26 protein-coding genes and 1 tRNA gene are annotated in these 25,887 nt (G+C 61.6%); 12 read left to right on the top strand and 15 right to left on the bottom strand.

Annotated features, from left to right (window positions below; all coding sequences use genetic code 11):
* Positions 1-198 (top strand): hypothetical protein (locus AAHA39_RS20295; protein ID WP_342690036.1); only part of this gene is annotated, 198 nt, incomplete at its 5' end.
* Positions 199-273: 75 nt separating this feature from the next.
* On the opposite strand, the gene cfa is transcribed toward AAHA39_RS20295, so the two are convergent.
* The 6 genes from cfa to pdxR all read right to left on the bottom strand — a co-directional run bounded on the left by cfa (position 274) and on the right by pdxR (position 6,363).
* The gene (gene cfa / locus AAHA39_RS20290) at positions 274-1,422 is read right to left on the bottom strand and encodes a cyclopropane fatty acyl phospholipid synthase (RefSeq protein WP_320655440.1); all 1,149 of its coding nucleotides are present in this window, start codon (positions 1,420-1,422) and stop codon (positions 274-276) included.
* A 247-nt stretch (positions 1,423-1,669) separates the two neighbouring features.
* Positions 1,670-2,533, bottom strand: a complete 864-nt coding sequence (locus AAHA39_RS20285; protein ID WP_041210815.1) for a patatin-like phospholipase family protein — start codon at positions 2,531-2,533, stop codon at positions 1,670-1,672.
* A gap of 251 nt (positions 2,534-2,784) precedes the next feature.
* Positions 2,785-3,681 (bottom strand): hypothetical protein, encoded by an 897-nt coding sequence (locus AAHA39_RS20280; RefSeq protein ID WP_320655443.1) that lies wholly within the window; start codon positions 3,679-3,681, stop codon positions 2,785-2,787.
* Positions 3,682-3,755: 74 nt separating this feature from the next.
* Complete coding sequence (locus tag AAHA39_RS20275) at positions 3,756-4,445, bottom strand: LrgB family protein (protein ID WP_041210813.1); 690 nt, start codon at positions 4,443-4,445, stop codon at positions 3,756-3,758.
* Positions 4,438-4,839, bottom strand: coding sequence for a CidA/LrgA family protein (locus tag AAHA39_RS20270; RefSeq protein WP_041210812.1), 402 nt, complete (start codon positions 4,837-4,839; stop codon positions 4,438-4,440). The genes AAHA39_RS20275 and AAHA39_RS20270 overlap by 8 nt, the downstream gene beginning before the upstream one ends.
* A gap of 99 nt (positions 4,840-4,938) precedes the next feature.
* A complete protein-coding gene (gene pdxR, locus AAHA39_RS20265; RefSeq protein ID WP_320655445.1) occupies positions 4,939-6,363 on the bottom strand; it encodes a MocR-like pyridoxine biosynthesis transcription factor PdxR in 1,425 nt (474 codons plus the stop codon).
* Between the two features lie 88 nt (positions 6,364-6,451).
* Between pdxR and AAHA39_RS20260 the strand changes: the two genes are divergently transcribed.
* From AAHA39_RS20260 to AAHA39_RS20250, 3 genes are all read left to right on the top strand, one after another.
* Positions 6,452-6,889 carry a rhodanese-like domain-containing protein gene (locus AAHA39_RS20260; RefSeq protein ID WP_201930709.1) on the top strand — a complete coding sequence of 146 codons (438 nt, stop codon included), beginning with the start codon at positions 6,452-6,454 and terminating at the stop codon, positions 6,887-6,889.
* A complete protein-coding gene (locus tag AAHA39_RS20255) occupies positions 6,819-7,595 on the top strand; it encodes a GNAT family N-acetyltransferase (protein ID WP_407707127.1) in 777 nt (258 codons plus the stop codon). The genes AAHA39_RS20260 and AAHA39_RS20255 overlap by 71 nt, the downstream gene beginning before the upstream one ends.
* A 187-nt stretch (positions 7,596-7,782) precedes the next feature.
* Positions 7,783-8,673, top strand: coding sequence for a LysR family transcriptional regulator (locus AAHA39_RS20250; RefSeq protein WP_043851567.1), 891 nt, complete (start codon positions 7,783-7,785; stop codon positions 8,671-8,673).
* Here the strand turns inward: AAHA39_RS20250 and AAHA39_RS20245 are convergent.
* The 3 genes from AAHA39_RS20245 to ybaK form a co-directional block, all read right to left on the bottom strand.
* Positions 8,667-9,590 (bottom strand): hypothetical protein, encoded by a 924-nt coding sequence (locus tag AAHA39_RS20245; RefSeq protein WP_320655453.1) that lies wholly within the window; start codon positions 9,588-9,590, stop codon positions 8,667-8,669. The two genes, AAHA39_RS20250 and AAHA39_RS20245, sit on opposite strands and share 7 nt — an antisense overlap.
* Before the next feature lie 5 nt (positions 9,591-9,595).
* A complete protein-coding gene (locus tag AAHA39_RS20240) occupies positions 9,596-10,387 on the bottom strand; it encodes a substrate-binding periplasmic protein (protein WP_320655456.1) in 792 nt (263 codons plus the stop codon).
* 117 nt (positions 10,388-10,504) lie between these two features.
* Entirely contained in the window at positions 10,505-10,969 is a 465-nt protein-coding gene (gene ybaK / locus AAHA39_RS20235; RefSeq protein ID WP_033115917.1) for a Cys-tRNA(Pro) deacylase, read from the bottom strand.
* A gap of 179 nt (positions 10,970-11,148) precedes the next feature.
* Between ybaK and AAHA39_RS20230 the strand changes: the two genes are divergently transcribed.
* Together AAHA39_RS20230 and AAHA39_RS20225 are read left to right on the top strand one after the other, a co-directional pair.
* On the top strand, positions 11,149-11,661 hold the full coding sequence (locus AAHA39_RS20230) for a GNAT family N-acetyltransferase (protein WP_320655459.1): 513 nt from the start codon (positions 11,149-11,151) through the stop codon (positions 11,659-11,661).
* 76 nt (positions 11,662-11,737) lie between these two features.
* The gene (locus AAHA39_RS20225) at positions 11,738-12,079 is read left to right on the top strand and encodes a hypothetical protein (protein ID WP_320655461.1); all 342 of its coding nucleotides are present in this window, start codon (positions 11,738-11,740) and stop codon (positions 12,077-12,079) included.
* An 81-nt stretch (positions 12,080-12,160) separates the two neighbouring features.
* Here the strand turns inward: AAHA39_RS20225 and ppc are convergent, their stop codons facing one another.
* Both ppc and argE read right to left on the bottom strand, forming a co-directional pair.
* A complete protein-coding gene (ppc, locus tag AAHA39_RS20220) occupies positions 12,161-14,794 on the bottom strand; it encodes a phosphoenolpyruvate carboxylase (protein WP_043851572.1) in 2,634 nt (877 codons plus the stop codon).
* Positions 14,795-15,023: 229 nt separating this feature from the next.
* On the bottom strand, positions 15,024-16,169 hold the full coding sequence (gene argE, locus AAHA39_RS20215) for an acetylornithine deacetylase (RefSeq protein WP_320655464.1): 1,146 nt from the start codon (positions 16,167-16,169) through the stop codon (positions 15,024-15,026).
* Positions 16,170-16,441: 272 nt separating this feature from the next.
* Here argE and argC point away from each other — a divergent pair, with 272 nt between their 5' ends.
* The 5 genes from argC to argH all read left to right on the top strand — a co-directional run bounded on the left by argC (position 16,442) and on the right by argH (position 22,086).
* A complete protein-coding gene (gene argC, locus AAHA39_RS20210) occupies positions 16,442-17,449 on the top strand; it encodes an N-acetyl-gamma-glutamyl-phosphate reductase (RefSeq protein ID WP_185227848.1) in 1,008 nt (335 codons plus the stop codon).
* A 22-nt stretch (positions 17,450-17,471) separates the two neighbouring features.
* On the top strand, positions 17,472-18,251 hold the full coding sequence (gene argB, locus AAHA39_RS20205) for an acetylglutamate kinase (protein WP_320655467.1): 780 nt from the start codon (positions 17,472-17,474) through the stop codon (positions 18,249-18,251).
* A 25-nt stretch (positions 18,252-18,276) separates the two neighbouring features.
* Positions 18,277-19,188 carry an ornithine carbamoyltransferase gene (locus tag AAHA39_RS20200; protein ID WP_162628465.1) on the top strand — a complete coding sequence of 304 codons (912 nt, stop codon included), beginning with the start codon at positions 18,277-18,279 and terminating at the stop codon, positions 19,186-19,188.
* Between the two features lie 68 nt (positions 19,189-19,256).
* Positions 19,257-20,492, top strand: a complete 1,236-nt coding sequence (locus AAHA39_RS20195) for an argininosuccinate synthase (protein WP_033115910.1) — start codon at positions 19,257-19,259, stop codon at positions 20,490-20,492.
* A 208-nt stretch (positions 20,493-20,700) separates the two neighbouring features.
* A complete protein-coding gene (gene argH / locus AAHA39_RS20190) occupies positions 20,701-22,086 on the top strand; it encodes an argininosuccinate lyase (RefSeq protein WP_320655469.1) in 1,386 nt (461 codons plus the stop codon).
* A gap of 146 nt (positions 22,087-22,232) precedes the next feature.
* On the opposite strand, the gene AAHA39_RS20185 is transcribed toward argH, so the two are convergent.
* Positions 22,233-22,829: a GNAT family N-acetyltransferase gene (locus AAHA39_RS20185; protein ID WP_320655471.1), complete on the bottom strand. Its 597-nt coding sequence runs from the start codon at positions 22,827-22,829 to the stop codon at positions 22,233-22,235.
* Positions 22,816-23,271, bottom strand: coding sequence for a hypothetical protein (locus tag AAHA39_RS20180; protein WP_320655474.1), 456 nt, complete (start codon positions 23,269-23,271; stop codon positions 22,816-22,818). Before AAHA39_RS20180 ends, AAHA39_RS20185 begins: the two co-directional genes overlap by 14 nt.
* Before the next feature lie 443 nt (positions 23,272-23,714).
* Here AAHA39_RS20180 and AAHA39_RS20175 point away from each other — a divergent pair, with 443 nt between their 5' ends.
* Positions 23,715-24,407, top strand: coding sequence for a B3/B4 domain-containing protein (locus tag AAHA39_RS20175; protein ID WP_320655476.1), 693 nt, complete (start codon positions 23,715-23,717; stop codon positions 24,405-24,407).
* A 63-nt stretch (positions 24,408-24,470) separates the two neighbouring features.
* Here the strand turns inward: AAHA39_RS20175 and AAHA39_RS20170 are convergent, their stop codons facing one another.
* Both AAHA39_RS20170 and AAHA39_RS20165 read right to left on the bottom strand, forming a co-directional pair.
* A complete protein-coding gene (locus tag AAHA39_RS20170; RefSeq protein WP_320655478.1) occupies positions 24,471-25,643 on the bottom strand; it encodes a CD0519/CD1768 family membrane protein in 1,173 nt (390 codons plus the stop codon).
* A 106-nt stretch (positions 25,644-25,749) separates the two neighbouring features.
* Positions 25,750-25,825 (bottom strand) — tRNA-Asn (locus AAHA39_RS20165).
* Between the last annotated feature and the right edge of the window lie 62 nt (positions 25,826-25,887).

Genomic DNA, 25,887 nt, shown 5'->3' with positions numbered 1-25,887 from the left:
GTGATCCAGCAGGCCCGCCACAAACTGCATGAGCTGGAGAGTGCCACCCCGGTGGCCGCCGGTGAAACCCGCCCAGCCCCGATGGCCATGGCGCCCCAGAGCCATCCGGTAGTCGATGAGCTGGAAGCGGTGCGCCCCGACGAGCTCACCCCGCGGCAGGCGCTGGATCTGCTCTATCGCCTCAAGCAGATGCTGTAACCAGCGCCTGCCGATCAGAAAGATAAAAGGGGAACCGCGAGGTTCCCCTTTTCATTCGCACCAGCGCCCCGCGCCCTAACGGGGCACACGGATCCCGCCGGTTACCCCTTTAGGGCTGAACAGCACCTGCCAGAGCTGAATATCCCGCGCCCGGAATGCCCCGGCACAAGCATTCAGGTAATAGGTGAACATCCGGTAGAAGCGCTCGTTGTAATGCGCCTTCAATTTCGGCCAGGCCGCATTGAAACGAGTCAGCCAGGCCATCAGGGTGCGATCATAATCGGCACCGAAATTGTGCCAATCTTCCATAACAAATTGTTTTTCACTGCTCTGGGCTATTTGCAATATCGAGGGGAGACAACCATTCGGAAAAATATATTTATCAATCCACTTGTCAACATTCAAATCAGTTTTATTTGAGCCGATGGAGTGCAATAGAAAAAGGCCATCTTCTACCAGATTATTGGCAACCACCTCAAAATAGGTCGCATAGTTTTTCGGCCCGACGTGTTCAAACATCCCGACCGATACAATCCGGTCAAATTGCTCGTTGAGGTCGCGATAATCCTGCAGGCGGATCTCGACCGGCAACCCGGAACAGTTCTCCTGTGCCAGCGCCTGCTGCTCCGCCGAGATGGTCACACCGACCACCGACACCCCATAATGCTCGGCAGCAAAACGTGCCAGTCCACCCCAGCCACATCCGATATCCAGCAGCCGCATCCCCTTTTGCAGCCGCAGCTTCTCGCAAATCAGGTGCAGTTTATCGCTCTGCGCCTGCTCCAGATTATCGGCACTGGCCCAGTAACCACAGGAGTACTGCATATAGGGGTCCAGCATCAGTTCAAACAGATCGTTGCCAAGATCATAATGTTCCCGTCCGACCTGCCAGGCACGTCTGCGACTCTGCCTGTTCACCAGTCGGCTGGTGAGTACATAGGCAATGTCGGAGAGGTGACGCGGAATACGCTCTTCAACTCCGGCCACCAGCAGGCGATGGAACAGCATGTCAAGCCGCGGGCAATCCCACCAGCCATCCATGTAGCTCTCACCCAGTCCCAACGACCCCTCTTTGATAACCCGGGAGAAAAAGAGGTGATTATTTATTTTGATATCATATGGCTGGGGGCCATTAATCGTCACACCGGCATATTCAAGCAGCTCTGCGACAATATTGTAATAGTGGCTTTCAGCTACGCACAATTCCAACTCTTGGGTTGCCATAACAATATTCCTTTTCAATTTTCAGATAATCCTCCCTGGCATATAAATAGCGACCAAAAACAACATAGGTGAAAATAAGGGAAAAAGATGCCCCGTCATCAACCATCAAATAATGGGATGAATCTATATGTCACCTGGTTGCTGCCGGCTAGCAAGTCATGCCGATGGCGGATCAACAGCTACAACGCAAATAGAGGAATGAACCGACCTTTGATATAGCCAGACTCATCCAATCAATGTTTGGCCCTCAGGCGACTGCCATCACCTCGCCAGCCGCCCGCAGCAGACTCTGGCGCCCTTGCCAGTAACCCTGCAGATAGCCGGACTCCAGCTTGAGCTGATCGCGGGTAAAGCGGGAGACCGGAAAACCGGCCGGTGGCGCGATCACCTCGATCTCGCAATCGGCGGGCGGAGTTTCGATAAAGTCGAGGGCGCGGTTGTAGGCCACATCCCGTGCCAGCATCGCCTGTGCCAGTGCAGGCTGGGTCTTGAGCAGCGCCTTCACCATCCAGCAGAAGCGGGCCGGCTTCTTGCGATAACCGCGCGGCTCGGAGAGCACCACCGTCATCCGCCGTGCCCCGCGTCGATAGGCCTCGATCACCGGGATGGAGTCGCTGATGCCGCCATCCGCCATGGGACGGCCATCGACAGAGGGAGTCTCGTGCTGCACCACCGGCAGGGCGCAGGTGGCAGTCAGCACCTCGTCCATGTTGTCGGGGCGCACCGGCAGGTAGACGGCTTCACCGGTCGCCACATCGGTGGTGACCGCATAGAAGGGAATGCGGCAGGCGGAGAAGGTGTCGAGATCGAGGGGAAAACGGTAACGACTGGTTCGCCAGAGCCAGCTGATATCCACCAGATCGCCCCCCTTGACGAAGCGCAGCGGGTCGAGAAAGTCGCTGCTGCAGGCCAGCTCGGTGATGATGTGATGGCTGCGGCGTGGCTGCTCGCTCAGGTAAGAGACCAGATTGGTCGCCCCGGCCGAGACGCCCATGACGAAATCGAACGGGTAGTGGTGGCTTTCCACGAAGGCATCGAGCACGCCACTGGCGAAGATGCCGCGCATGGCGCCCCCTTCGACAATGAGCGCGTTGGTAGCAGAAGAGAACATGTGAAGGCTCCGTCAGCGGTAACAAATCCGGGGCATGCCCCGATCGGTGATGGACGCCTTCATGTCGGACACCAAGACGCCTGAACTGGACGGTTCGGACAGTGTCGCTGCGCCGATACCGTGAAGCAAAGCCAGTATATGCAGCAGAAAATCATTCTAAAAATGAATTTAAATAATAAACATCATGCCACTTTGGAATGATTTGCACCGCAAAAAGGCCAGCCGCAGGGCTGGCCGTGTTTTCGCTTCACTCAGGGCAAGCCGGGGCCAAAACGCCCGGTCACCGGATCGTAGTGGTAGGCGTCGTAATCAAAGTCGATCCCTTTGAGCAACGGATTGGGCAGCTCGAACAACTGCCGCTCATGGAGCCTGGCCTGATCGAGGGAGGGTTTGAAGTGGTGCAGCCAGAGTCGCTGCAGCGACCCATCCTGCCACGCCAGCTTGAGCCCGGCCTGAATGCGCCGGATCCCCGCCTGATTCTCCTTGAAGGTGTAAAAGAGATGGAGGAATGGGTAGTGCAGGGCGATATGCTGCTCCACGGTGAGGCCGGGCAGATCCCGGTGCTGCTCCAGCTCGGTGAAGAGCTCGTTGGCGCCGCGGCAGAAGAGATCGGCCCGCCCGCGTGCCACCAGCTTGAACAGCCGTTCGTAGCTGTCCACCTCCTGCACCTGCAGACCGGCCGCCCGCAGAATGGCGGCATCCTGCCAGCCGCGCCCCTGCACGTTCTGGTACTGCTTGAGCTGCTCGAAGCGGGTCACCCCGGCAATGGCCTTCGCCTGCTGCGGGCTGACGAAGCAAATGCGATAGCCGAGGATGCCGAGCTCAACCGGAAAGCGGACATAGTCGAGGGCCTCACCGCTATCGGGCTGCGGCGTATCGACGGCAAAGAAGTTGGGATAGAGGTTGGTCTGCAGAACCTGCCGCAGCCGGATCCGGTTCATCGGTGGTGCAGCCCGCAGCTCGTAGTCGCCGAAGCTGTCGCGGGTCTTCTCCAGCGCCAGTTGCAGCAGCTCGCGAAAATAGATGGTGCGCTGATCCCGGTCGCTCTCCGGGCTGATATGGGTAAAGACGTCGCTCGCCCGCAGGGGGGCGGCAAGAAGTGAGAGGCTGCACAGCAGCAAGAAGGACGCGAGGCGATGAAAGGTCATACTGCTCATCCCGGGAATACACGCTCACTAGAGTGTAGCGCCGGGATGGGCAGCCTTGTAAAGGGAAGCTCAGCCTACCAGAACATCCGGCCCAACAGGGGCGCCAGCAGCACGGTCACCATACCGGCAATCATCATCACCATGCTGGAGACCACCCCCTCTTCGTTACCCATCTGATAAGCCTTTGCGGTGCCGGCGCCATGGGCCGAGGCGCCAAACCCCGCCCCCTTGCCGAGACGGCTGCGAATGGCCAGCACGGTGAGCACGCTCTCCCCCACCGCCATGCCGATGACGCCGGTCAGCACCACAAACAGCGCCGTGAGATCGCTCTGACCGCCGATGGCGCGGGTCGCCTCCACCGCAAACGGCGTGGTGATGGAGCGCATCGCCAGACTGCGCTGCAACATGTCGGAGAGATCGAGCCAGCGGGCCAGCAGCACGGTACTCCCCACCGCCATGATGACCGATGCGACCACCCCCACCGACAGCGACAGCCAGTGGCGACGAATGAGCTGGCGGTTCTCGTAGACCGGCACCGCGAAGGCGACGGTCGCCGGGCCCAGCAGCCAGAGCAGCCAGTGGGATTCCGCCATGTAGTCCTGATAGGGGATGTGGAACAGCAGCACCACGGCCACCAGCAGGGTCGGCGCCAGCAGCAGCGGCATCAGCGGCAGGATCCGCTTTTTGCCGTAGAGCCATTTGCTGGCGTAGTAGAAGAGCAGGGTGAGGGCGAAACAGATCAGCCCGAGCAGGGTATCAGACATGACGGCGACTCCGGCGGGCCAGTTTCAGTTCGAGGCGGTACACCCGATCCACCACCAGTGCCGTGGTGCCGAGTACCAGAGTGGTGCTCACCAGCAGCACCACCATGATGCGCCACCCCTCTTGCAGCAGCAGCTCCTGATAGTTGACCACCGCCACCACGGCAGGGACGAAGAAGAGCAGCATCTCGGCCAGCAGCCAGCGCGCACCGGCACTGAACCACTCGGCCTTGACTACCCCGAGCAGGATGCAGGCCAGCAGCAACAGCATGCCGGTGAGGTTGGCGGGCAGCGGCAGGTGGAGGGTTCGAACCGCGGTATCGGCCAGCAACCAGATGGCTGCCAGCAACACAATCTGGAAGGGAGTCTGTAACCAGCGCAGGGCAAGGGATTTCATGATTAAGGGTCTTTCTGTGAACTGGTTCACAGTATAGAGAGAGGCAAAACCTTCCAGAAATGAATTTAAATTATCAACTTCATGCCTGAAAGGAATGCATCACCCCTCCCGCAGTATGCGGCCAAGGTCGCGGCAGAGCTGGCGCAGGGTGCCGTTATCGAGGCCGGCATAGCCGAGCAGCCACCCCTCCCGATCCGACTCTCCCAGATAGAAGGGACGCAGAGGTCGCAATCCCAACCCCTGCCGGTTGGCCACGTTTGTCCAGCGCGCCTCGCCGCCGGGGGGCAACAGCGCGCTGCACTGCAAGCCGGCACCGGTGTGGATGGGGGTCAGCTGCGGACACTGTTCGGCCAGCTGGGCCAGCAGCAGATCCCGCCGACTGCGGTAGAGCAGCCGCATCTGGCGCAGGTGGCTGGCAAAGTAGCCCCCCTGCAGAAACTCGGCAGTCACCGCCTGCAACAGCTGGTTGCTGTGGCCGTCGAACGCGGCGCGCGCGCGGGCGAAAGGCTCCAGCAGCGCCGGTGGCAGCACCAGATAGGCAAGGCGCAGCGAACCGAACAGCACCTTGCTGAAGGTACCCACATAGATGACCCGGCCGCTGCGATCCAGCCCCTGCAACGAGGGGAGCGGCCGCTGGTCGTACTGAAACTCGCCGTCATAGTCATCCTCCAGGATCCAGGCCTGCTCCCGCTCGGCGCGGGCCAGCAGCGCCATGCGCCGGGGCAGGCTCATCGCCATGCCGAGGGGATATTGATGGGAAGGGGTGGTGTAGATGAGGCGCGGCGCCGGATGATCGCCCGCCGGGTTGAGCCCCTCCTCATCCACCGGCACTGGATGGAGGTGCGCCCCGGCGGCCTGCATCGCATTGCGCGCGCCGAGGTAACCCGGCTCCTCCAGCCAGACCGTATCACCAGGGTCGAGCAGCAGCTGGGCGGCGAGCTGGATCCCCTGCTGGGAGCTGGTGAGCAGCAGCACCTGCTCCGGGTGGCAGACCAGTCCGCGCGACTGCACCAGATAGGCGGCGATGGCCTGGCGCAGGGCGGGCAGACCGGCGGGATCGCCATACTGCATCAGGCGCGGCCCGTGCCGGCGCCACTGCTGCTGCAACAACCGCCCCCACAGCTCGCGGGGAAAGGCGAGCGTATCGCCCTGACCGCTGGCAAAACTGTGCGGGGTGCCCGTCTCCTCCTGACAGGCGCCGCTGGCGAGGATCGCCGCCCCGCGCCTGGACAGGGGGGCACCACCGCACTGGCTGCTGCGCGGTGCGGGCACCACCGCCAGCGCTACGAAGCTGCCCACGCCGACCCGGCGGGTCAGGTAGCCCTCCGCCTCCAGCCGGCCATAAGCCTGCTCAACCGTGCCGCGCGACAGGGAGAGATCCCGCGCCAGCACCCGGCTCGGCGGCAGGCGGCTGCCCTGCGGCAGGTGACCGGCGAGGATGGCATCGCGCACCGTGCGCACCAGCCGTTCCTGCACCGGCAGGCTGGCATCGTTCTCGGCAAACAGGGTCGGCAAGGCGCTCATTGGTCTACTCCATCAAGCAGAATTGGTACATCCGTGTGAACCATTATGCCGCTAGAGTGGAGCTCTGCCATCAGACAAGGAGTTAATCATGAGTCACGTTCGTTCCACCGGTCTGCTCTCGCCCGAGCAGGCCGCCCTCTTCTTCGAGGCCCAGCTCGCCTGCCGCACCGATGCCGCCGATCTGGCCGCCGACCTGATGGCGGCAACGGCCGGCATCGTCGTCATCGACACCCGCTCGCCAGCGCACTACGCCGCCGGCCACATTCCCGGGGCCATCTCCCTGCCGCACCGGGAGATGGTGCCAGAGCGGGTGGCCGGGCTCGATCGCGATGCCATCTACGTCTGCTACTGCGACGGCATCGGCTGCAACGGCTCGACTCGGGGAGCTTACAAGCTGGCGCGCCTCGGTTTTCGGGTCAAGGAGCTGATCGGTGGCCTCCACTGGTGGCAGCGGGATGGCTTTGCGGTCGCGCTCGGCGACGAGCCGGGTCAGCTGGCCAACGAGGAGGTGCGCTGTGGCTGCTGAGCTCAACGAATTTGGCCAACCGCTCGGGCCACTGGTCGCCGGCTGGGATGGCGCCCGTTTCCCCGACGCGCAACGGCTTGAGGGGTGGGGCTGTCGCTGCGAGCCACTCGATCCGGCCCGCCACGAAGCGAGCCTCTGGCAAGCCTTCGGCGAGGATGACGGGAGCCTTTGGACCTACCTCACCAGCGGCCCCTTCCCGAGCCGCACCGAGTGGCAGGGATGGCTGGCGCGTATGGCGGCGGGGCGGGATCCCCAGTTCTACGCCATCGTCGATGCCGCCAGCGGGCGCGCCCTCGGGCTCGCCAGCTTTCTGCGCATCGACCCTCTCGCTGGCAGCATCGAGGTGGGCTGGCTCCACTTCGCCCCGGCGATGCGCCGCACCCGGCTCGCCACCGCCGCCATGGCGCTGATGATGGCGCGCGCCTTCGCCCTCGGCTATCGCCGTTACGAGTGGAAGTGCAACGCCCTCAACCTCCCCTCCCGGCAGGCGGCGCTGCGGCTCGGTTTCACCTTCGAGGGGATCTTCCGGCAGGCCCGGGTCGACAAGGAGCGCTCGCGCGATACCGCCTGGTTCTCGGTGATCGACAGCGAGTGGCCCGCCCTGCAGGCGACCCTTGCCCGCTGGCTGGACGATGCCAACTTTGACCAGAGCGGGCGCCAGCGCCTCTCCCTCTCGGCGCTCACCGCCGCCCTGCGCGGCAACTGAATACATACGGGCGGGCACCCTGGCCGCCCCACGTTTTTCCTGCCATCCGATCGGCCAGCCTGTTTATCCCCTGCTCGCAGCACGCCTCACCCCGTTGAGAGGCTCAGATCCTTCATGAAATGAATTAGAATGAGTCATTTCATGCCATATTGGCATGATTAGAGCCCTTGTTATCCCGGGAGAGCCCATGGATATTCGCGCCCTGCGCTACTTTGTCGAACTGGTTCGGGAGCAGAGCTTCACCCGCGCCTCGGAGAAGCTGTTCGTCACCCAGCCCACCATCAGCAAGATGATCCGCAATATCGAGGAGGAGCTGGGCCTGCCCCTGCTCAACCGGGAGGGGCGTCGCTTTACCCTGACCGACAGCGGGCAGGTGCTGTTCCAGCGGGCCCAGACCATTCTGGCCGAGATGCAGCAGCTGGAGGCGGAGCTGGCGGATCTGCAGAGCCTGCAGCATGGCCGCCTCACCCTCGGCATTCCCCCCATGGTGGGTCACCTCTACGCTGATCTCATTCGCGCCTACCGCACCAGCTACCCCAAGGTGGAGCTGACGCTGGTGGAGTATGGTGGCCGCCTGATCGAACAGGCGGTGCTGGAGGGGGAGCTGGATATCGCCATCACCATGCTGCCGACCAAGGAGGGAGGCGCCCTCAACGCGCTAGATCTGGATCAATACCCGATTCGGGTAGTACTGCCGGACCAGCCACGCTGGCACGGCGATGCACCACTGCGACTGGAATCCCTACAGGATGAGCCCTTCCTGCTCTATACCCAGACTCTGGCATTCACCCTGAGCGAACGGCTGGAGCAGGCGTGTCAGGAAGCTGGCTTTGTGCCGCAGGTGGCGGCACGCAGCAGTCAGTGGGATTTTCTCACCGCCATGGTGCGCAGCGGCATGGGGATCGCCTTTCTGCCGGAGCCGGTCTGCAATCGGCTCATACCAGACGGCCTGGTGTTGCGACCACTTGAGCTCGAGCTGAGCTGGCGACTCGGGGTGATCTGGCCGCGCGAGCGCTATCTGTCGCACACTGCCGAGGCCTGGCTGGAGCTGTGCCGCAAGTGGCGGGAGCCTCACTGATCGCCGAAGCGATCGGTGAGCGGATTGTAGAAATAGGGGCGGTAATCGAAGCTGATCCCCTTGAGAAAGGGGTTCTCCAGCTTGATCAGCCGCCGCTGCCGGGGGTGGGCAAAGGCGATGGCCGGGCCGAAGCTCTTGCGCCACAGCGCCTGCAGCGAGCCATCCTGCCAGGCGATTTGCAGCCCCTGCTCGACCCGTTTGAGCGCCTCGCGGTTGTTGGCATTGGTATAGAAAACCCGGGGCAGCGGGTAGTAGATCATCAGGGCATCGTCGACCTTGAGCCCCTCCACCTCGTTGTGGGTGAGCTGTTCGCTGCGCAGCTCGCTCACCCCGCGGCAGAAGAGATCGAAACGGCCGCGCGCCACCATCTTGAACAGCTTCTCGTAGCCATCCACCTCCATCACCTCCAGCCCGGCGTGGCGCAGAATATCCACATCGAGCCACCCCTTGCCCTGACCGAAGGTGAAGCGGCGCAGGCCCGCAAGATCGGTCACCTGCCTGACTGCCGCCTGCTGCTGCGGGCTGACAAAACAGATGCGGTAGCTGACGATCCCCAGATGCACCGGAAAGCGGGCATAGGCCAGCCCCAGCCCCTCGCGGGTGCTGCTGTAACTGTCCATGGCAAAGAGGTTGGGGAAGCTGTCGAGCTGCATGCTGACCCGCTCGCGAGCCTTGGTCATGGGAGGCGCGGCCTCCATCACATAGTCACCAAACTGGTCGCGCGTCTTGTCGAGGGCGAGACGCAGCAGTTCCCGATCGTAGGTGGTGCGCGGATCCCGCTCGCTCTCGGGACTGATATAGGTAAAGCGGGTCACCGCCTCGACCGCCAGCGGGAACAGTGCCAGCAGGCTGGCCACCAGCAGCGCCAGCCACCGCCCTGCAAACCGCTCTGCCGTTCCATGGCTTATCGCTCTCATCCCTGTTAGTCCCCTGCCCGGTGGGTCTGTCTGAAACTGGCCACATAGTGCTGATAGGCGGGCGAGTTGCGCACCGCCTCGATGGCATCCCACACCTGCTGGCTCTCATGCGGATGGCTCTGGCGGAAGGTGTGGGAGAAGACCAGATAGTAGGGTTTCTCCACCAGCACCGGCGCCAGTCGCTCGATCTGCCCTTGCAGGTCGGGATGGGCCGCCAGCAGGCTGTCGGCCACTTCGGTCTGCAAGGCGGTGGCGGCGGCCCGATCCATCACCAGCTTTTTCAATATGATGAGCGGATCCCGGCTGGAGTCATCCACCTCGACTCCCGCCCCCTGCAGGTACTCGACGATGGAGAAACCGGACTGGGCCGCCACTATCCCCTTGACCCTGAGGGTGGTGCCATCCCACTGGCTCTTGCCCCCCTTGAGCTGATAGAGGCTGTAGCTTTCGATGAGCAAGCGCTTGTCGGGATCCGGCTTGTCACCGCGCATCGGGTAACTGCCTATCTTGCTCGCCCGCTCCGCGCTATAGCTCATCTTGAAGGCGGCATCCATCTGGCCGCTACTCACCAGCGAGAGGCAGCGCTTCCAGGGGAGTGGAGTCATCAGGATTTCGATGCCAAGGCGCTCTGCCACCAGCTTTAGGTGATACTGAACGATCCCCTCCCCCGACTGCAGCAGCCAGGGGTAGGAGTCGCTGTTTTCAAAACAGGAGTGCAGGGTAAAGGCAGGGGTAGCACTACCCGTGGCGGGGAGAAGCAGCACAGCGCACAGCAGGGATCTGACAGATGCTCGCATGGGGCCATATCCTTGGCAGCCAGTCTCCTTCCACTATACCAGCCAGCCCGCTAGCGTGCCGTGGCGGCAGCGTCAGGCCGTGCGGGGCATCACTCTTCGTCGCTGACTCTTCACCGATTACTCTTCGCCGATGGGAGCGGCAATCCACTTCATCAAGGTCAGCATATCCTGCGGTGCCACGCCGACCGAGAGGCCACGCTTGCCGCCGCTCACCAGGATCTCGTCAAATTGCATGGCCGACTCGTCGAGCACGGTGGGCAGCAGCTTCTTCTGGGCCAGCGGGCTGATGCCGCCCACCTTGTAGCCGGTCAGCTTCTCCGCTTCCGCCGGTTTCATCATCTCCACCTTCTTGAGGCCGGTCGCCTTGGCCAGCTGCTTCAGGCTGCACATGCCGGATGAGGGCACGATGGCCACCACCGCCTGTTTGTCGTGGTGGGCGATCAGGGTCTTGAATACCTGCGCCTCCGGCAGCCCGAGCTGAGTCGCGGCATGCTTGCCGAAATCGTCGTGGGCTTCGCACTCGTAGGGGTAGAGCTTGTGGGGGATTTTGAGCTTCTTCAGCAGGTTGATGGCAGGAGTCATGATGGTTGCCTTGAATCGAATCGCATTAAAACAAGGCCAAACAGTCTGCGCCTCACGATAGGGTGATGCAAGTCGCAAGGGCAATTTGGGACGAGCCGCGCCACCGGGCAGTGCCTTTCCAACAGCGCCCCATGCTATCCTCACCCCCCCGATTTCACCGATATTCGCCCTCATTTCCCATGCAAATCGAGCTTGTTCCCCTTACCCCCGAAGAGACCCTGAGCCCCGGCGGGCTTGCCCTGCAGCAGCGGGTCATCAACTCGCAACCCACCTTCAATCTGGCACTGGGCGGCCCTGCGGCGCTTTCCCTCAGCGCCATCCGGCAGGATGCCGAAGCAGTGCTGGCCGCCGGCGGCCGCTATCTGGCCATTCGCAGGCAGCAAGAGGCTGTCGGTATCGCCCATCTGCTGGCCAGTAACCCCTTTGATGGCCATCCCTGGATTGGTCTGCTGGTGATCGATAGTGAAATGGCGGGTAAAGGGGTGGGGCGCAGTGCTGCCAGTCAGCTTTGCCACCATCTGGCACAACTCAACCCGGCGCCAGTTCGTCTCTGCGTTCAGCTGAGCAACCCTACCGCCCTCGCCTTCTGGCAGCGCTGCGGCTTCGAGCAGATCGAGGAGGATCTCGACGAGGAAAATCGCCCCATCGCCATTTTGCAGGCCATCCCGCATAACGGCGCGAACCCGCGCTGAGCTGGGTTACAATGGCGCCCATCGTATCGGTTACGCCCGACACCCGGGCGCCACCCACCATAGGCAACGAGGTTATATGACCCGATCACGCTGGCTACCGACGGGAATGTCCCTGCTCGTACTCCCTCTGCTCCTCACCAGCTGCGCTCACCAGCCCGATGCAGAGGAGTACCAGAGCAAGGTGGATACCCTGATCACACTCTGCACGGAAGAGACACTCCCCAACTCTCAGGCAAGGCCCGAGGGGTTCGACCTTGAGCAGCATCTGGCCGATCTCAGGGCCGAACGACTGCTGCTCACCCGCCAGCTGACCACCCCGGCAGGGCAAGCCGCGCTCACCGCTCGCCTGAAAATCAGCGAAGACGATCTCGACATCCTCTGCCTGAAACAGGCACTGCAGCAGAGCCAGAGCCAGTAATCGAGCCGACCAAGGGAACACCAGAAACAGAAAGGGCGCCTGATGGGCGCCCTTTGTCTCTGTGATTTTAGTGGTCAGCGATCAACCGGTGTTGCGCATACCTGCGGCGATACCGGCGATGGTGACCATCAGCGCCTTGTCCAGCTCGGGGTGCAGGGTCTCCGGGTGGTTGCGGGAGCGGTTGAGCAGCTCGGCCTGCAGCACGTTGAGCGGGTCCGTGTAGGGGTTGCGCAGCTTGATGGACTCCTTGATCCACGGCTGATCCTCCAGCAGATCCCCGCGCGGGCTCAGTTTCAGCACCACCTCGATGGATTCGGCAAGCTCCTGACGCAGCTGTTTGCCAAGGCCCCACAGCTCCTGTGGCACCAGACGGGTGTCGTAGTACTCGGCGAGCCATACGTCCGCCTTGAGGAACACCATCTCCAGCATCTCGAGGCGGGTGCGGAAGAAGGGCCACTGGGCGCTCATCTCCTCCAGCACGGCCAGCTTGCCGTCGTCGATCGCCTGCTGCAGCGCCTTGTGGGCACCGAGCCAGGCCGGCAGCATCAGGCGGTTCTGGGTCCAGGCGAAGATCCACGGAATGGCGCGCAGGCTCTCGACCCCACCGTTGGGCTTGCGCTTGGAGGGACGGGAGCCGAGCGGCAGTTTGCCAAGCTCCATCTCCGGGGTGGCGGCGCGGAAGTAGGGCACGAAGTCCGGATGGCCACGCACGATACTGCGGTAGTGATCGCAGGAGACGGTCGCCAGCTGCTCAACCACTTCACGCCAGCACGCTTTCGGCTTGGGCGGCGGCAGCAGGTTCCCTTCCAGCACGGCGCTGGTGTAGAGCTCCAGACTCTTGATCGCCACTTTCGGCAGGCCGAACTTGAAGCGGATCATCTCGCCCTGTTCGGTGACGCGCAGGCCACCGCGCAGGGATCCCGGCGGTTGCGACAGGATGGCCTGCTGGGCCGGCGCACCGCCACGACCGACGGTACCGCCGCGACCATGGAACAGGGTGAGGCGCAGATTGTTGGCCTCGGCCAGCGCTACCAGCGACTCCATGGCGGCGTACTGAGCCCAGCCGGCGGCCATCATGCCCGCATCCTTGGCGGAGTCGGAGTAGCCGATCATCACGTACTGACGGCCCTGGATATAGCCGCGATACCAGTCCACCGACAGCAGGCGTTCCATCACGGCGGTGCCCGCCATCAGGTCTTCCTGAGTCTCGAACAGCGGGGCGACCGGCATGCGGAACTTGCAGCCAGCTTCTTTGAGCAACAGCTGCACCGCCAGCACGTCGGATGGCGCGCCGGCCATGGAGATGATGTAGATACCGAACGCATCGGGATCGTGCTGGGCAATCACCCGGCAGGTCTCGATGGTTTCGCGGGTCTCGTCGCTCGGCTCCCAGTCGTTGGGGATAAGCGGGCGACGGGAGTTGAGTTCGTTGAGCAGGAAGGCCTGCTTGTCATCCTCGCTCCACTCGGCGTAATCCCCCAGCCCCAGATAGCGGGTCAGCTCGGAGAAAACCTGACCGTGGCGCTCGCCATCCTGACGGATATCGAGCTTGACCAGATGGATGCCGAAGCAGGCGATCTTGCGCAGCACATCCAGCAGCATGCCATCGGCGATGTTGCCCATGCCGCAGGCGTGCAATGAGTGGTAGCAGAGCTCCAGCGGCTCGCGCAGCTGGGCGGTGGTCTTGACCAGATCCCGGCTCTCGCTCGCCTGTCCCTGCACCTTGGCGGTCAGGTACTCCTGAGTTTCGCGCAGCTGTTCGCGCAGCTCGCGCACCAGCGCGCGGTAGGGCTCGGGGTGATCGCCAACCCGCTCGCGCACGGCGTCGGTGCAGTCGGACATGGAGAGCTCGGAGGTGAGCTCGCGGATGTCCTTGTAGAACAGGCTCACCGCCATCCAGCGGCCCAGCTCCAGCACTTCGGCAGTCACCTTGGCGGTGACGAAGGGGTTGCCGTCACGGTCACCGCCCATCCAGGAGGTGAACTTGACCGGCGCGGCATCCAGCGGCAGCCGCACACCCAGATGGTGTTGCAGACGCTCGTCCAGATTGCGCATGAATTCGGGGATGGCTGGCCACAGGCTGTTCTCTACCACCGCGAAGCCCCACTTGGCCTCGTCGACCGGAGTCGGGCGCTGTTCGCGGATCTCGTTGGTGTGCCACGCCTGATTGATGAGCTGCTCGATGCGATTGAGGATCTTGTCCCGCTCGCGGGGCAGCAGGTCGGAGAGCTCCAGCGCCTCGAGGCAGTCGTTGAGCTGCACATGTTTGTGGATCAGGGTGCGACGGGTCACTTCGGTAGGGTGAGCGGTCAGCACCAGATCGATATCCAGCTCGCGCACGGCCTGAATGATGGCCTCTTGCGACAGGTTGGATGCTTTCAGTTTGTCGAACATCTGCTCCAGCGGGTCCGGGGTGCAGACCTGCTCTTCGCAGCGACGGGAGATGGTGTGGAACTGTTCGGCCACGTTGGCCAGATTGAGGAACTGGCTGAAGGCGCGGGCCACCGGCAGCAGCTCGTCGTCGCTCAGGGTGCGCAGGGTATCAAGCAGACGTTCCCGGTCTGCCTCATTGCCTTTGCGGGAAGATTTGGCCAGTTGGCGAATGGTTTCGATCTTGTCGAGGAAGGCCTGACCCTGATGGTCCTTGATGGACTTGCCCAGCAGCTGACCCAGCATGCCTACGTTGGCGCGTAGTGCGGCGTACTTTTCGTTCATTCCACATCCTTATCTTGTTGGTGCCTGACACCCATCCGGGGTGCGAGACGACCTCACTTATTGTTGTGCGATTACAACATATGCTCCGTCATCTTAGGGTGACAATCTACCCAGATTGTCTGCGCAAGGTCAAATAACAGGCCGATTCAGAAGATGTATTTCCCTCACCACTCCCGCACCGGCTTGTTATGTAACTTACTTACAGCTTTGACCCCCTTTGCTGCCCTTTTCAGAGGCAGAAGCGACGAACCAGATGCTGCAATACCGCAGTGGTGGGCTTGACGAAGGAGAGATCCAGATACTCGTCAGGCTGGTGCGCCTGGGTGATATGGCCGGGCCCCATCACTATGGTCTCGCAGCCAAGCTGCTGGATAAAAGGGGCCTCGGTGCAGTAGTTGACCGACTCGGCAGCCCGGCCGCTCGCCTTCTCCGCTTCGCGCACCAGCACAGAGTCGTCGGCGCAGGCGTAGGCGGGAATGGGCTCATGCAGGTGTTGCAGATGCAGGCAACCGGGCTGGTGAATCTCGATGGGAGAGAGCGCCTCTTTGAGCATCCCCATCAGCTCGTCCGGCCCCACCTGCGGGGTGGGTCGCAGGTCGATATGCAGCTCGCAGCAGCCGCAGATGCGGTTCGGGCTGTCACCGCCCTGAATGTAACCGAGGTTCAGGGTCGGCTGCGGCACGGCAAAACGGTGGTCGGCATAGCGATCTTTCAGATCCTGCTGCAAGCGCAGCACCTGCCCCATCGCTTTGTGCATGATCTCCATGGCGTTGACGCCGTTGGCGGGATCCGAGCTGTGACCGCTCTTGCCGGTAATGCGGATCGCCTCCGACATATGCCCCTTGTGGGCCACCACCGGCACCAGCCCGGTCGGTTCGCCAATCACGGCGTAGTCGGGTTTAAGCTCGGCCGCCGCGGCGATGGCGCGGGCCCCCGCCATGGTGGTCTCTTCATCGGCAGTGGCGAGAATGCGAAGGGGCTTGGTCAGCTTGGTGAGATCGATTTCTTTGAGCGCTTCCACTATGAAGGCGAAGAAGCCTTTCATATCGATGGTGCCGAGGCCATACAGGCGGTTGCCCTCTTCGGTTACCTTGAAAGGATCCTTGCTCCAGCCTCCCTCATCGAACGGCACCGTATCGGTGTGACCCGCCAGCAGCAGACCGCCCTCCCCCTGACCGATCGTCGCCACCAGATTGAACTTGCCCGGCAGATCGGGGAGCGCTGTTACCTCGCACTGAAAGCCGAGCTGACCGAACCAGTCGGCCAGCAGCCGGATCACCGCCTCGTTGCTCTGATCCCACTTGGGATCCGTGCTGCTGATAGAGGGGATCGCAATAATATTCTTGTAGAGTGAAAAAAAACCCAGATTGGCCATCAGCTCCTCCTTGCTTCCCCAAAACGTTTCTGTTAGAAAATACAAATGCAATGCGAGTGCATGAATATTCTGTCTTTTTGCCAGGATAAGCAGCTCGCCAACAAAGGCTTCTAGTTGTAAGGGAAAGTTAATGTTCTGTCACCTGATCTATAACCGACGACACACACCCGCCTGAATTGCCCCTCCGCACTTGTGCACAGGGGCGATCGAACACCCTTGTGCACCGCAGCACCACGCTGTGAATCTCGAACTCTGATTTGGAATATTCAAACATGCTCAACACCGTTATCGTCGGTGCCAGTGGCTACGCGGGAGCCGAACTGGCCGCACTGGTACAGAACCATCCACAACTCAAACTGTTCGGCCTCTATGTCTCCGCCGGCAGTCAGGATGCCCACAAGCGCTTCTCTTCCCTGCATCCCCAGTGGGTCGGCGCCCTCGATCAGCCGCTGCTGCCGCTGGACGAGGATGGCATGACCCGGATCCTGACCCAGGCCGATCTGGTGCTGCTGGCCACCGCCCACGAGGTGAGTGCCGAGCTGGCACCCAAGTTTCTCGCCAAGGGGCTGCCGGTGTTCGATCTCTCCGGCGCCTTCCGGGTCAAGGATCAGGGCTTTTACGACAGCTTCTACGGCTTCACCCACCAGAGCGAACAGTGGCTGGATCAGGCCGCCTACGGTCTGGCCGAGTGGAATGCCGATGCCATCGCCAGCGCCCAGCTGGTAGCCGTGCCCGGTTGCTACCCGACCGCATCGCTGTGCGCCCTCAAGCCGCTGCAGCAGGATGGCCTGATTGCCAAGGGTTGGCAGCCCATCATCAACGCCGTCTCCGGGGTCTCCGGTGCCGGGCGCAAGGCAGCCATCAACACCAGCTTCTGCGAAGTGAGCCTCAACCCTTACGGCACCTTCAATCACAGACACCAGCCGGAGATCAGCCATCACCTCGGCAAGGAGGTGCTGTTCCAGCCCCACCTTGGCAACTATGTGCGCGGCATTCTGGCCACCATCTATGTGCAGCTGGCGGACGGCGTCACCCCCACCCAGGTGGATCAGGCCTTCCTCAAGGCTTATGAAGGCAAGCCGCTGGTGCGCCTCACCGGCCAGATGCCCTCTATTCGCGGTGTGGCGGGCACCCCTTACTGCGACATCGCCTGGCAACAGCAGGGCAACATGCTGGTGGTGGTCTCTGCCATCGACAACCTGCTCAAGGGCGCCGCCTCGCAAGCCATGCAGTGCATAAATATCAAATTTGGATTTGAACCGGCCACCGGCCTGATTTAAGGACTTAGGAAGGATCTCGAACATGGACAAACAGACGTTGGTAATCAAGCTGGGCGGCGCCCTTATCGAGAACGACGAGGCGCTGACCGCCCTGTTCGCTACCCTCAAAACCTTTCTCGACGAGCAGCACCGCCCGCTGGTGCTGGTGCACGGCGGTGGCTGTCTGGTGGATGACCTGCTCAAGGGACTGGGTCTCACCTCCACCAAGAAGAACGGCCTGCGGGTAACCCCGTTCGAACAGATCCCCTTCATTGCCGGAGCGCTGGCGGGCACTGCCAACAAGCAGATGATGGCCAAGGCGATCGCCACCGGCATTCCGGCAGTGGGGCTCTGTCTGGCAGATGGCGGCCTGTGTCAGGTGACCCAGCTCGACCCGGATCTCGGCGCGGTCGGCGAGTGCAAGCCGGGCAACCCGGCACTGGTGGCGGGCATCCTCGGTCAGGGCTTCCTGCCGGTGGTGAGCTCCATCGGCATCACCGCCGACGGGCAACTGATGAACGTCAACGCGGATCAGGCGGCCACCGCCATTGCCGAGGCGCTCGGTGCCGATCTGGTGATGCTCTCCGACGTGAGCGGCATCCTCGATGGCAAGGGCAAGCTGGTGCCCCAGCTCGACAAGCTAACCGCGCTGGACCTGATGGAGAAAGGGGTGATCCGCGATGGTATGGCGGTCAAGGTAGAAGCGGCCCTGCACGCCGCCCAGACCCTTGGCAAGCCGGTCTGTGTCGCCAGCTGGCGTTACCCGGATCAGCTGCTCAAGCTGCTGGCTGGCGGCGCCGTCGGCACCCAAGTGTCCATTTGATCTCCACCGGAACAAGGAACATCCGATGCAACATCTTCTGAAAGACAGTGATCTGAACAAAGCCCAGATTGAAGCGCTGATTGCGCTGGGCAAAGCAGTGAAGGCCGACCCGAAGAAGTACAGCCAGGCGCTGGCGGGCAAGAGCGTGGTCACCCTGTTCGAGAAGCCCTCCCTGCGCACCCGGGTCACCTTCGACATCGGCATCGCCAAACTGGGCGGCCACAGCGTCTATCTGGATCAGCAGAACGGCGCGCTGGGCAAGCGGGAGTCGGTGAAGGATTTCGCCGCCAACCTGTCGCGCTGGTGTGATGCCATCGTCGCCCGGGTGTTCGATCACCAGACCCTGGTCGAGCTGGCAGCGCACGGCACAGTGCCGGTAGTGAACAGCCTGTGCAACCTCTACCACCCCTGTCAGGGGCTGGCCGACTTTATGACCATTGCCGAGCACTACGACGATCTGTCGAAGGTGAAGCTTGCCTACCTCGGTGATGGCAACAACGTCAGCCACTCTCTGCTGCTGCTGGGGGCCACCCTCGGCACCGACGTCACCCTCATCTGCCCGAAAGGCCACGGCCCGGATACCCAGATCTTCCTGCAGGCGCAGGCACTGGCGGCCAAGTCGGGAGCGACCATCCACATCAGCGATGACGTGGCAGATATTGAAGGGTTCGACGTGGCCTACACAGATACCTGGGTCTCCATGGGTGACAACACGCCGATGGAGCAGGTCAAAGACCTCTTTATGCCTTACCAGATCAACCAGGCCCTGCTCGACCGCACCGGCATTGCACATGTGCTGCACTGCCAACCGGCGCACCGGGAGCTGGAGATCACCTCGCAGGTGATGGATGGCCCCGCCTCCCTCATCATGGACGAGGCCGAAAACCGGATGCATATCCAGAACGCCGTGTTGCTGACCCTTCTCGGCAACAAGTAACGCGGCACTCAACCTGAATCACGACACCTTTATTGAATCATCATCGAATCATCATGGAGAGAAGTAAAATGAGCGGAATCAACAAGATCGTACTGGCTTACTCGGGTGGACTGGATACCTCGGCCATCATCCCCTGGCTGAAAGAGCACTATGACGCCGAAATCATCGCCTTCGTGGCCGACGTGGGTCAGGAGCGCGACGATCTGGAAGGGATCGAGCAGAAGGCCATCGCCTCCGGCGCCACCAAGTGCATCATCAAGGATCTGCGCGAAGAGTTCGTCAAAGAGTACGTCTACCCGACCCTGAAGACCGGCGCCGTCTATGAGGGCACCTATCTGCTGGGCACCTCCATGGCCCGTCCGGTGATCGCCAAGGCGATGGTCGAGGCCGCGCTGGCGGAAGGGGCCGATGCCATCTCCCACGGTTGCACCGGCAAGGGTAACGATCAGGTGCGTTTCGAAGGTGCGGTCGCCGCGCTGGCGCCCCAGCTGAAAGTGATCGCCCCGTGGCGGATCTGGGACATGCGCTCCCGGGAAGATCTGCTCTCCTATCTGGAGACCCGCAACATCCCCTGCAAGGCGACCCTGAAGAAGATCTACAGCCGCGACGCCAACGCCTGGCACATCTCCACCGAGGGTGGCGAGCTGGAGAGCACCTGGAACGAGCCCTCCGAAGCGGTCTGGCAGTGGACCGTACCGGCCGAACAGGCACCGGATCAGCCGGAGTACGTCAAGCTGACCGTGGCGCAGGGTGAAGTGGTGGCCGTTGACGACCAGCCACTCAGCCCGCACCAGATCCTGATGACCCTGAACGAGCGTGCCGGCAAGCACGGCGTGGGCCGCATCGACATCACCGAAAACCGGATGGTGGGCATGAAGTCCCGCGGCTGCTACGAAACCCCGGGCGGTACCGTGATGGTCGCTGCGCTGCGCGCCGTGGAAGAGCTGGTACTGGATCGCCCGACCCGCGCCTGGCGGGAGAAGCTGGGTGCCGAGTTCTCCCATCTGGTCTATGACGGTCGCTGGTTCACCCCGCTGTGCAAGGCGATCCTCGCCTCTGCCAACGCCATTGCCGAAGATCTGGACGGTGAAGTGGTGCTGAAGATGTACAAGGGTCAGGTCACCGCGGTGCAGAAGAAGTCGCCGAACAGCCTCTACTCCGAAGACTTCGCCACTTTCGGGGCCGATGAAGTGTATGACCAGAGCCATGCCGAAGGCTTTATCCGTCTCTACACCCTAGCCAGCCGGATCCGCGCCATGAAGGAGCAACATCAGGCTATCGGTGGCGACCACACCCACGGTTAAGCAAGCGCGATAACCCGTTGATTCCGTTGAGGGGGCATGGCCCCCTCTTCTATAGGCCGATGATGGCCCCTTAGCCATCATCGGCAGGTGTGACAAGAGCGGCAGCGCCCCGGCCGCTTCTGTGAGATAACAGGCTCGCAGAAAAACAGGGCACGATTTCAAGCTCGGCGGCCAGGGCGCCGCCGACAACGCATTCAAGGAGAGCAGTATGGCACTTTGGGGTGGACGCTTCAGTCAGGGAGCCGATAGCCGGTTCAAGCAGTTCAACGATTCGCTGCGGTTCGATTACCGCTTGGCGGAGCAGGATATTCAGGGCTCCATGGCCTGGGCCAAAGCGCTGGTCAAGGTGGGCGTGTTGACCGCCGATGAGCAGGGCAAACTGCAACAGGCGATGGAGGTGCTGCTCGCCTCGGTGCAGCAGGATCCCCGGCAGATCCTGAGCTCGGATGCCGAAGATATCCACTCCTGGGTCGAGAGCCAGCTGATTGCCGCCGTCGGCGATCTTGGCAAGAAACTGCACACCGGCCGCTCGCGCAACGATCAGGTCGCCACCGACCTGAAACTCTGGTGCAAGGCGCAGGGCGAGCTGCTGCTCGGTTCCATCACCGCCTTGCAACAGGGGCTGGTCGCCTCCGCTCGCGCCAATCAGGCTGCGGTGCTGCCGGGTTACACCCACCTGCAACGGGCCCAGCCGGTCACCTTCGCCCACTGGGCTCTGGCCTATGTGGAGATGCTGGAGCGGGACTACTCCCGTCTGCAGGATGCCCTCAAGCGCCTCGACACCAGCCCCCTCGGCTGCGGCGCGCTGGCGGGCACCGCCTATGCCATCGACCGCGAAGCCTTGGCGCTCGACATGGGCTTTGCCGGTGCCACCCGCAACAGTCTGGATTCGGTCTCCGATCGGGATCACGTGGTGGAGCTGATGCACGTGGCGTCCCTCTCCATGACCCACCTGTCGCGCTTTGCCGAAGACCTTATCTTCTACAACACCGGCGAGGCGGGTTTTGTCGAGCTCTCTGATGCGGTCACTTCCGGCTCCTCGCTGATGCCGCAGAAGAAAAACCCCGATGCGCTCGAGCTGATCCGCGGCAAGACCGGCCGGGTGGTCGGCGCCCAGATGGGCATGCTGATGAGCCTCAAGGCGCTGCCGCTGGCCTACAACAAGGACATGCAGGAAGACAAGGAGGGGCTGTTCGATGCCCTCGACACCTGGCACGACTGCCTCGATATGGCGGCGCTGGTGCTGATCGATCTGAAGGTCAATGGCGAGCGCACCATGGCGGCGGCCCAGGGCGGCTACGCCAACGCCACCGAGCTGGCAGACTATCTGGTGGCCAAGGGGATTCCGTTCCGTGAGGCGCACCATATCGTCGGCGAAACCGTGGTCTTTGCCATCAGCGTGGGCCGCCCGCTGGAGGAGCTCTCCATCGGCGAGTTCCAGCGCTTCAGCCCGGTGATCGAGTTCGACGTCTACCCCAATCTGGAGCTGGAAGCGACCCTGGCCAAGCGGGTTGCCAAAGGCGGTGTTGCCCGCGAGCAGGTAGAAACAGCCCTTACCGCCGCCGAACAGTGGCTGGCCAAGCGGGTGGGTTAATCCACGATGATCGTTACCTGGCATTGAACAAAAATGGCAACCAATGGTTGCCATTTTTATGGTAAATAACGAATTCAATTCAGGATAAGTAATGGAGAAATTAGATTGAACAACAGATTTCGCTGATGCTTTTCAGTTTCACCAAACTAGCCTGTTGGTAATAATTTTTTCCGCATCAATGCATTTTGCAATGTCACACCACGACGAACAGGATATCTCCGCTCTTCCACCTGAAAACCATGATATGAAAAAAAAGGCTCAGCGGTTTTGCTTACATCAGCCGTTAATTCGAAAATACCTTGCTCCTTGGCGCTTTCATGAATACGCGTCATCAACTTGGTTCCCACCCCCTGTCTAGCGTAATGTCCAGCCACAAAGAAATGATCAATATAACCATTTGGCTGAATATCTGCATACCCGGCAATGTCACCATCAATTTCGGCTACAAAAGGCTTCAAGGCTCTTATGTGGTCAGCCCACAGTTCTGGAGATATATCATCAGGAGCCCACGCTTGAATCTGTTCAGCGGTATAGTCGCATGAGGCTATATCGTGCACTGCCGACAAGAAAACGCTAAATAATCGAGTTTCATCACCAGCTTTATATTTCCTTATCTCTACACAGCTTCGGTTAACAGTCATATCAGCGCACCTGCTCAGCATTACTACATTTGGTTTGATAACTAAAACTACCGCTGGAATTATCGCATTTTTAATAGCTGTTTTTAACTCACGCGCTGGCATTCAGCAGTTTGCCAACTCCCTCCCCCTTGCCATTGGGCAGAGTCTGTTTAAAGGCAACGAGCAGCTGATCGAGGTTGAGATGGCTGGCACCGAGGGAATCCTTGAGGGTATCGAGCTCGCTTTGCAGGGCATCGAGGCGGGTGCTCTGGGTGCCGTTGGCCAGCTGGTTGCGGGCACTATCGATGGCGGCAGGAAGGGATTGGCCACCATTCTCCTGCCCCAGAGTCTGCATCAGCTCTCCCATAAAGTGGTTGATGGCCGAGCGGTTCTGCTCGCTATCAGCATCCTTGATACCGAGCCGCTGGAACAGGCTCTGGACGGTCGGGGCTAGGTGCTCCTCCTGTACGGCAGGCTGCACGGGCTGGGGTTTGCTACTGCTGCCAAGCAGCTGGCTGCCCAGCTTGAGGGCGATCGAGGCAAGGGGAAGCAGGCTGCTGATCATGATATCTCTCCGCGACAACGACCCTTGATGGTGTTGCCAGGAGGAGTGCATAAGCGGGGCCAGAATTTAGTGAACAGCGCAGGGCGAAACCAACTCATTGAGTCACCGAATGATTTGAATCGCCGCCTTGTGTTCGGGCATTTCAACTGAAGTCATAACAAGAGAGCCGGGCGGCCAGCGGCTGCCGCTGCAGATCGAAGCGGCAAAGGGGCATTGCCGCAGCAGACCGGAGGCGGCAGGGCTCCTCTTCGCTATATGCCGGTACATGCCCGCCATCCCCTCGATCACATCATTTTTAATTCATAAAACTTATAGCTATTAAGATCATGTAAATTTTCTTATCTAAGATGTTCGCGCAAGATGGCTCTCAAACCGGATTTGCCGTCACCGCCATGCTGGCCGGCAGCCGCCTTCTCCCTGCCTTTTTCGTTTATGGAGTCGCTATGTCCCTGCTCACCCCCCATATCTCCCCCGAAGTCAGCCAGTTGGCTCCCGGCTTTCGCGCTTTGAGCATCACGGTGCAGGCCGCCGCCGTGGTCGACCCGAACGTGGGGGCGCGAGCCCTTGATGAGGCCTGCACCGCCATGCTGACCGCCGATGTGCCGTGGGCAGAGGCGCATCTCGCCGCCTGGGGCGATCTGTTCAGAAAGTTCGGCGCCAAGCCACAGCGGACTCCCTGTTCCGCCGAGGCTCTGAGAAAGCGGGTCGCCCGCGATGGCAACCTGCCGGCCATCGATCCCGTGGTCGATCTCTACAACGCCATCAGCATCCGCTACGCCATTCCGGTGGGGGGCGAAAACTTGCTCGCCTATGAGGGGTTGCCGCGACTGGTGGTAGCCGATGGCAGCGAGCTGTTCGATACCATGAAGGGAGGCGAGCCGACCCACGAACCGGTGGAGCCCGGCGAGGTGGTCTGGCGGGATGACAAGGGGGTCACCTGTCGGCGCTGGAACTGGCGGCAGGGTGTACGCACCCGATTGAGTGTCGATTCGGGCCAGATGTGGTTCATTCTGGAGAGCCTGCCCGAGATGCCGCTGGCTGCGCTGCATGAGGCGGGGGAAACACTGATTGCCGGGCTGCGGGAGATGATGCCGGAGGCGGTGATCACGCAGAGCCTGATCGGCAATAACGAATAGGCGATTTTCGTCAGCAGGATAGAGAGAGGGGCGCCGCAGCGCCCCTCTCTCTTTTCACTCTGCTCAGCCCAGCAGCATATAAAGCTGGTGCGCTGCCACCCCGGCGCACAGGCCGCCAACCGTGTGGGCGACGATGGCGCGGGAGGTGAGGTGGCGATAACCGAGGGCATCGAGCATGGCGGTGTGGGTGCTCAAAAAGCCGCTCCAGCACATCCCCATGGCGGTAAACACTGCCACCTCGTTGCCGGTGATCCACCCCTTGGCAATAAAGGGGGGCACCAGCGACATGGCGGCACCGACCGCACCGAGCGAGGTGGCCGGGAAGGCGACCAGCTCCGGCTGCTGGAAGCCAAACAGCAGGTCAAACAGCCAGCTTACCTTGGCAGCCAGCACCGGCAGCAGGGCAACCCCCTGAAATGCTTCGCCGGTATAGCCCTTCTCCCCCGGACCGAAGGTGAGCAGCATGACGAAGGTACTGATGATGAGCACACCCGGGATCACCGCCATCCCCAGCTCCACGCCAGATTTGCCGCCATCGAGCAACGAGTTGAGGATCCGCAGCCAGCCCGGCGCAGCCTCCTTGCTGACCCCGACCTTGTGCCTCTTGGCATCAGCTGGCTCATCGTCCAGCACCTCGCCCACCAGCGGACGGATCATCCGCTGCATCAGTCGGGTAGAGACCACCGAGCCCACCAGAGCGCCGAGCAGACCAATCAGCGCTGCGCTGGCGGTAGACTCCCCGCCCGGCAGCTGCAGGGTAGCCATAAAGGTCACCACGATCAGGCCCATGCCGAAGGCGGTACCGAAGTTGGTCAGAGACACCAGCTGCCAGGGAGTGAAGCCCTTGCGAAAGCGGCTGTCCTTGGCGAGGCTGATCACCGCCGGGTTATCGGAGAAGAAAGTCATCAGCGCCGCCAGCGCGGTGCGCCCCGGCAAGCGGAACACCGGCTTCATCAGGGGGGCCAGCAGCACCTCCAGCAGGCGGATCACCCCGAATTCGCTCAGCAGCTGGCTGAGGGCGCCGGAAAGTACGGTGATCCCCATGATGAAGAGCACGGTATTGAGTAGCAGCTGGTGGGCGGTATTGAACAGGGTGTTGACCATGGCGGAGAGGCCCATCTGGCTGCCGAGATAGCCAAACAGGCTGCCCAGGATCAGCAGCACCAGCACGGGCTCAAGCCACTCGCGGATGGTGGCCAGTCGCCCCTTTGAGTCTATAACTACTTGATTTTCCATATCTATCCTGCCGTCATTCTGTGCGTGTGTGATTGTTGTTATGGTAAAAACTCGGTATTGAACCAAAGAAAAAAAGCCCTTGTCTTGCGACAAGGGCTTTTCGGTTTGGCTCCTCCTGCTGGGCTCGAACCAGCGACCTGCGGATTAACAGTCCGTCGCTCTACCGACTGAGCTAAGGAGGAATTATTAGTGGTGCCCAGAGACGGAATCGAACCGCCGACACGGGGATTTTCAATCCCCTGCT

It is taken from the genome of Aeromonas sp. SE22 (assembly GCF_038739755.1).
Lineage (GTDB): Bacteria > Pseudomonadota > Gammaproteobacteria > Enterobacterales > Aeromonadaceae > Aeromonas > Aeromonas jandaei.
Note: the sequence above shows the minus strand (reverse complement) of the source record. Positions and strands in the feature narration are given on the sequence as shown.